This is a genomic window from Streptomyces zinciresistens K42 (assembly GCF_000225525.1).
GTDB classification, from domain to species: domain Bacteria; phylum Actinomycetota; class Actinomycetes; order Streptomycetales; family Streptomycetaceae; genus Streptomyces; species Streptomyces zinciresistens.
The window spans coordinates 1-7095 of the sequence record NZ_AGBF01000266.1 but is presented as its reverse complement, the minus strand read 5'-3'; the positions used below and the strand labels follow the sequence as shown (position 1 = coordinate 7095).

The window sequence follows — 7095 nt, the reverse complement described above, 5'->3', positions numbered from 1 at the left end:
CGCTGCTGCGGCGGACGGCCGCCGCCGCGCCGGCCGCGCTCACCGCCGCCGCCCTGGCGGCCGCCCTGCGCCGCCGCCTCGTCGTCGAGCCGCAGCGTCAGGGAGATCCGCTTGCGCGGGATGTCGACCTCCAGGACCTTCACCTTGACGATGTCACCGGGCTTGACCACGTCGCGCGGGTCCTTCACGAACGTCTTCGACATCGCCGAGACATGCACCAGACCGTCCTGGTGGACGCCGACGTCCACGAAGGCGCCGAAGGCCGCCACATTGGTCACGACGCCCTCCAGGACCATCCCGGACGCCAGGTCGGAGATCTTCTCGACGCCCTCCTTGAAGGTGGCCGTCCGGAAGGCGGGCCGCGGATCGCGCCCCGGCTTCTCCAGCTCCCGCAGGATGTCCATGACGGTCGGCAGACCGAACGTGTCGTCCGCGAAGTCGTCCGCCCGCAGCGAGCGCAGCACCCCGGAGTTGCCGATCAGCGCGGCCACTTCCCGGCCCGACGTCTTCACCATGCGGCGCACGAGCGGATAGGTCTCGGGGTGCACGCTGGAGGCGTCCAGCGGGTCGTCGCCGCCGCGGATGCGCAGGAAGCCCGCGCACTGCTCGTACGCCTTCGGGCCGAGCCGCGCCACGTTCTTCAGCTGCGCGCGCGAGGAGAACGGGCCGTTGGCGTCCCGGTGCGCCACGATGTTCTCGGCGAGGCCGGAGGTGATGCCCGAGACCCGCGCGAGCAGCGGCGCGGAGGCGGTGTTGACGTCGACCCCGACGCCGTTCACACAGTCCTCCACCACGGCGTCCAGCGAGCGCGAGAGCTTCACCTCGGACAGGTCGTGCTGGTACTGGCCGACGCCGATCGACTTCGGGTCGATCTTCACGAGTTCGGCGAGCGGGTCCTGGAGCCGGCGCGCGATCGACACCGCGCCGCGCAGCGACACGTCCATGTCCGGCAGTTCCTGCGAGGCGAACGCGGACGCCGAGTACACCGAGGCGCCCGCCTCCGACACCATCACCTTGGTGAGGTTCAACTCGGGGTGCTTGGCGATGAGTTCACCGGCGAGCTTGTCGGTCTCGCGGGAGGCCGTGCCGTTGCCGATGGCGACCAGGTCGACCGCGTGCTCACGGGCGAGGCGGGCCAGCCCGGCGATCGCTTCGTCCCACCGGTTGGCCGGGACGTGCGGGTGGATGACGTCCGTGGCGACGACCTTGCCGGTGGCGTCGACCACCGCGACCTTCACACCCGTACGGAAGCCGGGGTCCAGGCCCAGCGTCGCGCGCGTGCCGGCCGGGGCCGCGAGCAGCAGGTCGCGGAGGTTGGCCGCGAAGACGCCCACGGCCTCGTCCTCGGCGCCGGTGCGCAGCCGCAGCCGCAGGTCGATGCCGAGGTGGACCAGCAGCCGGGTGCGCCAGGCCCAGCGGACCGTGTCCGTCAGCCACTTGTCGGCCGGACGGCCGCGGTCGGCGATCCCGAACCTGTGGGCGACGATCCCCTCGTAGGAGGACGGGCCGTCCGTCGCCTCCTCCGGCTCCAGGACGAGGTCGAGGACCTCCTCCTTCTCGCCGCGCAGCATCGCGAGGACCCGGTGCGAGGGCAGCTCGGTGAACGGCTCGGCGAAGTCGAAGTAGTCGGCGAACTTCGCGCCCGCCTCCTCCTTGCCGTCCCGCACCTTCGCGGCCAGCCGCCCGCGCCCCCACATCCGCTCACGCAACTCGCCGACCAGGTCGGCGTCCTCGGAGAACCGCTCGGTGAGGATCGCGCGCGCACCCTCCAGGGCCGCCTGCGGATCGGCCACGCCCTTGTCGGCGTCGACGAACGCGGCGGCCGCGGCCTGCGGCTCGACCCCGGGGTCGCCGAGCAGGCCGTCGGCGAGCGGCTCCAGTCCCACCTCACGGGCGATCTGGGCCTTGGTGCGCCGCTTGGGCTTGAAGGGCAGGTAGACGTCCTCCAGCCGGGCCTTGGTCTCCGCACCGCGGATCCGGGCCTCCAGCTCGTCGGTCAGCTTGCCCTGCTCGCGCACCGATTCGAGGATCGCCGACCGGCGCTCCTCCAGCTCGCGCAGATAGCGCAGCCGCTCCTCGAGCGTGCGCAGTTGCGCGTCGTCGAGCATCTCGGTCGCTTCCTTGCGGTAGCGGGCGATGAAGGGCACCGTCGAACCGCCGTCGAGCAGCTCCACGGCAGCCTTCACCTGCCGCTCCCGTACGCCGAGCTCCGCGGCGATCCTGCCTTCGATCGACCCTACGAGGGGTGTCGTCACGATCCCGTCCCGCCTTCTGACTGAGGTTGCGCGGCAATTGTGGCAGGTGGCGCCGACAACCGGGGATCAGGGCGGCGAAGCGGCCGGGTCGCGCCGGCCGGATCAGGCCCGGCGGCCGCGGGCGCTGCCCGACGCTCCTCCGAACAGCCGGGCCAGCGCCCGGAACGGCAGGGTCACGACGGTGGCGGCGGCGCCGCCGATCTGGCGCAGGACGTCTGCGATGGCACGGAACACGAGTGTCACCCTTCCTCTCCCGGCCCGGACGGCCGGCTGGGGTCCGTGTACCGCGACGGCGGCCCCTCATGCCGCGCGGGAGTGAAAACCCCTGTTCGCGCAGAGCTCAGTCCTCGCCGAGCGGGTCCGCGCGGTCCGTGGACGACCTTGAGCGCGCCGAAGACGCTCAGCCCTCGCCGAGCGGGTCCGCGGGGAACGTGCCCGCCGTCGCCGCGGACCGGGCGAAAGGGGCGGCGAGTTCGGTCAGCCGGACCACCCCGGCGGCCCCCAGGTGCGCGTAGGGCGCCCGGTCCAGGCGGTCGGTGTCGGCCTCGATCCCCGCGCGCAGGGTGGTGCCCTCGGCGGTCGGCTCGCCCGTGGCGTCCAGCGGCCGGCGCGCGTGCAGGCGCCCGCGGGCCCCGTCCCAGTCCTCCCGGGTCCGGCCGCGGGAGGCGAACACCCACTTCGGGGTCCGGCCCCGCCCCGCCCCGACCGGGCCCCGCGCCGCCGCCCGGACCGCGAAGTCGACCGCCCGCGGGTGGGTGACCCCCAGGGCGGACGGCTCCTCACCCGGCTCCGGGGCGAAGCAGGACGTCGCGTGCGGGGAGTCGGGCAGGCTGTGGCGGCGGCCGGCGCGGGGCTCCAGGGCGGTGGACGGCACGGCCCGCAGGTCACCAACCGCTTGGCACGTCGCCGCGGGCGGAGCGGCCGATGGCAGGAAAGGTGGGGATCTGGTCATTGCGGCCAACCGGGGGGCACCGAAGAATCGACGGCATGGCGCAGCGAACCGTTCTCTTCGTTCTCTTCGACGGCGTGCAGAGCCTCGACGTCAGCGGCCCCCTGGAGGTCTTCGCCGGGGCCGAGACACACCTCCCCGGGACCTACCGCATCCGCATGGCGTCCCTGGACGGGGCGCCCGTGCGGACCTCCAGCGGTCTGACGGTCGTACCGGACCAGGACCTCGGCAGTCCGTTCGACGCGCACACCCTCGTCGTCCCCGGCGGGCGGGGCACCCGCGACCCGAGCCCGGCGCTGACCGGCTGGCTGCGCGAGCACGGTCCGCGCGCCGAGCGCCTGGTCTCCGTCTGCACCGGCGCCCTCCTGCTGGCCTCGGCCGGACTGCTGGACGGCCGCCGCGTCACGACCCACTGGGCCCACTGCGGCAGGCTCGCCCGCGACCACCCCGCGGTCGAGGTCGACCCGGACCCGATCTACGTACGGGACGGCCGGGTCGCCACCTCGGCCGGCGTGACCTCCGGCATCGACCTCGCCCTCGCCCTGGTGGAGGACGACCTGGGCCGCGAGGTGGCCCTCGGCATCGCGCGCCATCTGGTGGTCTTCCTGCGCCGGCCGGGCAACCAGGCCCAGTTCAGCGCCCAGCTCGCCGCCCAGACCGCCCGGCGCGAACCCCTGCGGGAGGTCCAGCGCTGGATCAGCGAGCACCCCGGCGACGACCTCGGCGTGGAGGCGCTGGCCGCCCGCGCGAGCCTGTCCCCGCGCCACTTCGCCCGCGCCTTCAGGACCGAGACCGGCATGACGCCGGGCCGCTACGTCGAGCGCGTCCGCCTCGAACACGCCCGCCGCCTCCTGGAGGACACACCGGACGGCGTCGAGGAGATCTCCCGCGCCAGCGGCTACGGCACGCCCGAGGCCATGCGGCGCGCCTTCGTCAGGGCGCTCGGGGCCGCCCCGGCCGAGTACCGCCGCCGCTTCCGGCCCGCCCCGGCCCGCTGACCCGCGACGACCGACCCGCGACGGCCGACCCGCACGACCGACCCGAAAGGCAGCGCCTTGCAGATCGCGATCCTCCTGCACGACCGCTTCACCGCACTCGACGCCGTCGGCCCCTACGAGATGCTGAGCCGCGTCCCGCGGGCCCGCGTCGACTTCGTGGCCGAGGCGGCCGGCCCGGTGCGCGCCGACACCGGCTTCCTGACCCTCATGGCGGGCAAGGCCCTGGCGGACGTACCGCGACCCGACGTCGTCGTGGTCCCCGGCGGCCCCGGGACCGCCGCCGAGACCGGCAACGTAGCGCTCCTGGACTGGCTCAGGACCGCCGACGCCACCAGCACCTGGACGACGTCCGTGTGCACCGGCTCGCTGCTGCTGGCCGCCGCGGGCCTGCTGGACGGCCGCCGGGCCACCTCCCACTGGCTCACCCTGGACCTCCTGGCGCGGTTCGGGGCCCTGCCCGCCGGCGAGCGGGTCGTCCAGGACGGCAAGTACGTCACCGCCGCCGGCGTCTCCTCCGGCATCGACATGGGCCTGACCCTGGTCGGGAGGATCGCCGGCGACGAGCGCGCCCGTACCGTGCAACTCCTCACCGAGTACGACCCGCGGCCCCCCTACGACGCCGGCTCGCCGGACAAGGCCCCCGCGCACCTGGTCGAGGAGCTCCGCGCGAACGCCCGGTTCATCCTGGCGGGGGAACGTTCCAGGTGAAGCGCGGCGGCCGGCGCTCCAGGAAGGCGGCGACCCCCTCGGCGGTGTCGCCACCGCCGCGCGCCTGCGCCGCCCAGTGCTCGTCGCGGTCGGTGCGCCCGTCCGCGAACTCCTTGGCGGCGGCCTGCGTCAGCGCCGAGCGCGCCACCAGGGTCCGGGTGAACTCCGCGACGCGCTTGCCGAGTCGGCCCTCGGGCAGCACCTCGTCCACCAGCCCGGTGCGCAGCGCCCGCTCGGCGTCGATCAACTCACCCGAGAACAGCAGGTACTTGGCGGAGGCCGGACCCACCAGTGCCACCAACCGCCTGGTGGCGGAGGCCGGGTAGACGATCCCGAGCTTCGCCGGGGTGATCCCGAACAGCGAGTCCGCCCGCGCGAACCGCAGGTCGCACGCCGCCGCCAGCTGCGCGCCGCCTCCCACGCAGTGCCCCCGGACCGCCGCGAGGGTCGGCTTGGGAAAGGCCGCGAGCGCCTCCTCGGCGGCCACGGCCAGCTTCTGCGCCTCCCGCGGCGAGCCCCGCAGCGTGGAGATGTCGGCGCCCGCGCAGAACGTCGCGCCCTCACCGGTCAGCACCAGCGCCCGCACCCCGGGGTCGGCGGCCAGCGTGTCGAGCAGCGGGGGCAGTGCCCGCCACATCGCGGCCGTCATCGCGTTGCGCTTGGCCGGATGGTGCACGACGACGGTGGCGACGGAGTCGGTGACACCGTGCAGCAGCTGGGGCTCCATGGCGCGGATGCTATCCGCCCCAGCCGAACGGCCGATCAGGACGGGGCGCCCGGCGGCGCCAGGCCCCAGGGTGCAAGGGAGAGCTGACGGCGAGAGCCGAGAGCCGAGAGCCGAGAGTCGAAGGAGGAGGCGCCGATGAAAGCGTCCACCGGGCCCACGGGCGAGACCGCGAAGCTGCGGCGCGGCTTCGGCTGGCTGGCCGCCCTCGGCGTCCTGCTGGTCGCCGGCGGCGTGGTCGGGCTTCTGTACACCGCCTTCGCCACGCTGACCACGATGATCCTGTTCGGCTGGCTGCTGCTGGCCGGCGGGATCGTCGGCCTGCTGCACGCGGTGCAGGCGCGCGGCACCGGCTTCTTCTGGCTCGGCGTGGTGGTCGCGGCCCTCAACATCGCGGCGGGCGTGGTGGTGATCCGCAGGCCCGAGGCGACACCCGAGGCGCTGGCGATGTTCGCCGCCCTGCTGTTCCTCACCGGCGGGCTGTTCCGGCTGGCGGGAAGCCTGGTGGTGCGCGGCCCGCAGTTCGGCTGGACCCTCCTCCAGGGCGCCTTCGACCTGTTCCTCGGCATCCTGGTGCTGAGCACCTGGCCCAGCAGCCGCTACGTCATGGGCACGCTCTTCTCGCTCGCCCTGCTCTTCGACGGCCTCGGGCTGCTCGCCACCGGCTTCGGCGGCCGGAAGATCGTCGGCATGGTCTCCGAACGCGTCGAGGCCGACGCGGGGCGGGGGGCCGCTGACGGCGCCGCCGACGGCGCCGCCAAACCCGTACAACCCGAATAGTTCGCCAAGTCGGCAGGAGTGCGACAGGACCGGTCTCACAACTGACCGTGTCATACGCCGACGATCAAAAACCGCTCGATATCTGCTGACTTGTGTTCAGTTCCACGGTCAGGACCTGTGCGTTCCCAACACTCGACGTGTGGTGACAATCGAGCGCAAGGGTGGCGACCGGACGATGGAGAACCACGGGCGCGGGTCCGGCCCACGCCCAGCGGGCGCAGCCGACGAGCCCCTCGACCGGCTGCCGTCGGATCCGCTGCCGTACGAGGGCGTCTGGCGGTTCACCGCCCCCGCCGTGGAGCCTTCCGTCCCGCAGGCGCGGCACGCCGTGCGGGACCTGCTGTACCGCCAGGGCGTACCCGTCGCGGACGACCTCGTCCAGGGCGTGCTCGTGATCGTGTCGGAGCTGGTCACGAACGCCGTACGGCACGCGGCCCTGCTCTCGCCGATGCTCGCCGTGGAGGTCGCCGTCGGCGCCGACTGGCTGCGGGTGTCCGTGGAGGACAACCACCCCTACCGCCCGACCGCCCTGGAGGCGGACCACGGACAGACGGGAGGCCGCGGACTGCTCCTCGTGCGCGAGATCACACGGGAGGCGGGCGGGGTGTGCGACGTCGAGCACACGGCGAGCGGCGGCAAGGTGATCTGGGCCGCCGTCCCGCTCAAGCCGGTACGGGTGCC

At 74.0% G+C, this 7095-nt stretch carries 8 protein-coding genes; 4 read left to right on the top strand and 4 right to left on the bottom strand.

Annotation, left to right across the window (positions count from 1 at the left end; all coding sequences use genetic code 11):
• The 3 genes from SZN_RS33995 to SZN_RS33990 form a co-directional block, all read right to left on the bottom strand.
• Positions 1–2255 (bottom strand): Tex family protein (locus SZN_RS33995; protein ID WP_007504126.1); only part of this gene is annotated, 2255 nt, incomplete at its 3' end.
• 102 nt (positions 2256–2357) lie between these two features.
• On the bottom strand, positions 2358–2489 hold the full coding sequence (locus tag SZN_RS41720) for an LPFR motif small protein (protein WP_007504124.1): 132 nt from the start codon (positions 2487–2489) through the stop codon (positions 2358–2360).
• 166 nt (positions 2490–2655) lie between these two features.
• Positions 2656–3129, bottom strand: a complete 474-nt coding sequence (locus SZN_RS33990) for a helix-turn-helix domain-containing protein (protein WP_007504122.1) — start codon at positions 3127–3129, stop codon at positions 2656–2658.
• 113 nt (positions 3130–3242) lie between these two features.
• Here SZN_RS33990 and SZN_RS33985 point away from each other — a divergent pair, with 113 nt between their 5' ends.
• Together SZN_RS33985 and SZN_RS33980 are read left to right on the top strand one after the other, a co-directional pair.
• Positions 3243–4202 (top strand): GlxA family transcriptional regulator, encoded by a 960-nt coding sequence (locus tag SZN_RS33985; RefSeq protein WP_007504121.1) that lies wholly within the window; start codon positions 3243–3245, stop codon positions 4200–4202.
• Positions 4203–4259: 57 nt separating this feature from the next.
• Positions 4260–4910: a DJ-1/PfpI family protein gene (locus tag SZN_RS33980; protein WP_007504120.1), complete on the top strand. Its 651-nt coding sequence runs from the start codon at positions 4260–4262 to the stop codon at positions 4908–4910.
• Here the strand turns inward: SZN_RS33980 and SZN_RS33975 are convergent.
• Positions 4882–5637, bottom strand: a complete 756-nt coding sequence (locus tag SZN_RS33975; RefSeq protein ID WP_007504119.1) for an enoyl-CoA hydratase/isomerase family protein — start codon at positions 5635–5637, stop codon at positions 4882–4884. The two genes, SZN_RS33980 and SZN_RS33975, sit on opposite strands and share 29 nt — an antisense overlap.
• A 135-nt stretch (positions 5638–5772) precedes the next feature.
• Here SZN_RS33975 and SZN_RS33970 point away from each other — a divergent pair, with 135 nt between their 5' ends.
• On the top strand, positions 5773–6414 hold the full coding sequence (locus SZN_RS33970; protein ID WP_007504118.1) for an HdeD family acid-resistance protein: 642 nt from the start codon (positions 5773–5775) through the stop codon (positions 6412–6414).
• Between the two features lie 175 nt (positions 6415–6589).
• The coding region (locus SZN_RS33965; RefSeq protein WP_007504117.1) for an ATP-binding protein at positions 6590–7095 on the top strand (506 nt) is incomplete at its 3' end.

What these genes read in the sequence shown, in the direction of transcription:
- SZN_RS33985 (WP_007504121.1), top strand. Translation starts at nt 3,243, where the DNA reads ATGGCGCAGCGAACCGTTCTCTTCGTTCTCTTCGACGGCGTGCAGAGC.
- SZN_RS33975 (WP_007504119.1), bottom strand. Translation starts at nt 5,637, where the DNA reads ATGGAGCCCCAGCTGCTGCACGGTGTCACCGACTCCGTCGCCACCGTC.
- SZN_RS33970 (WP_007504118.1), top strand. Translation starts at nt 5,773, where the DNA reads ATGAAAGCGTCCACCGGGCCCACGGGCGAGACCGCGAAGCTGCGGCGC.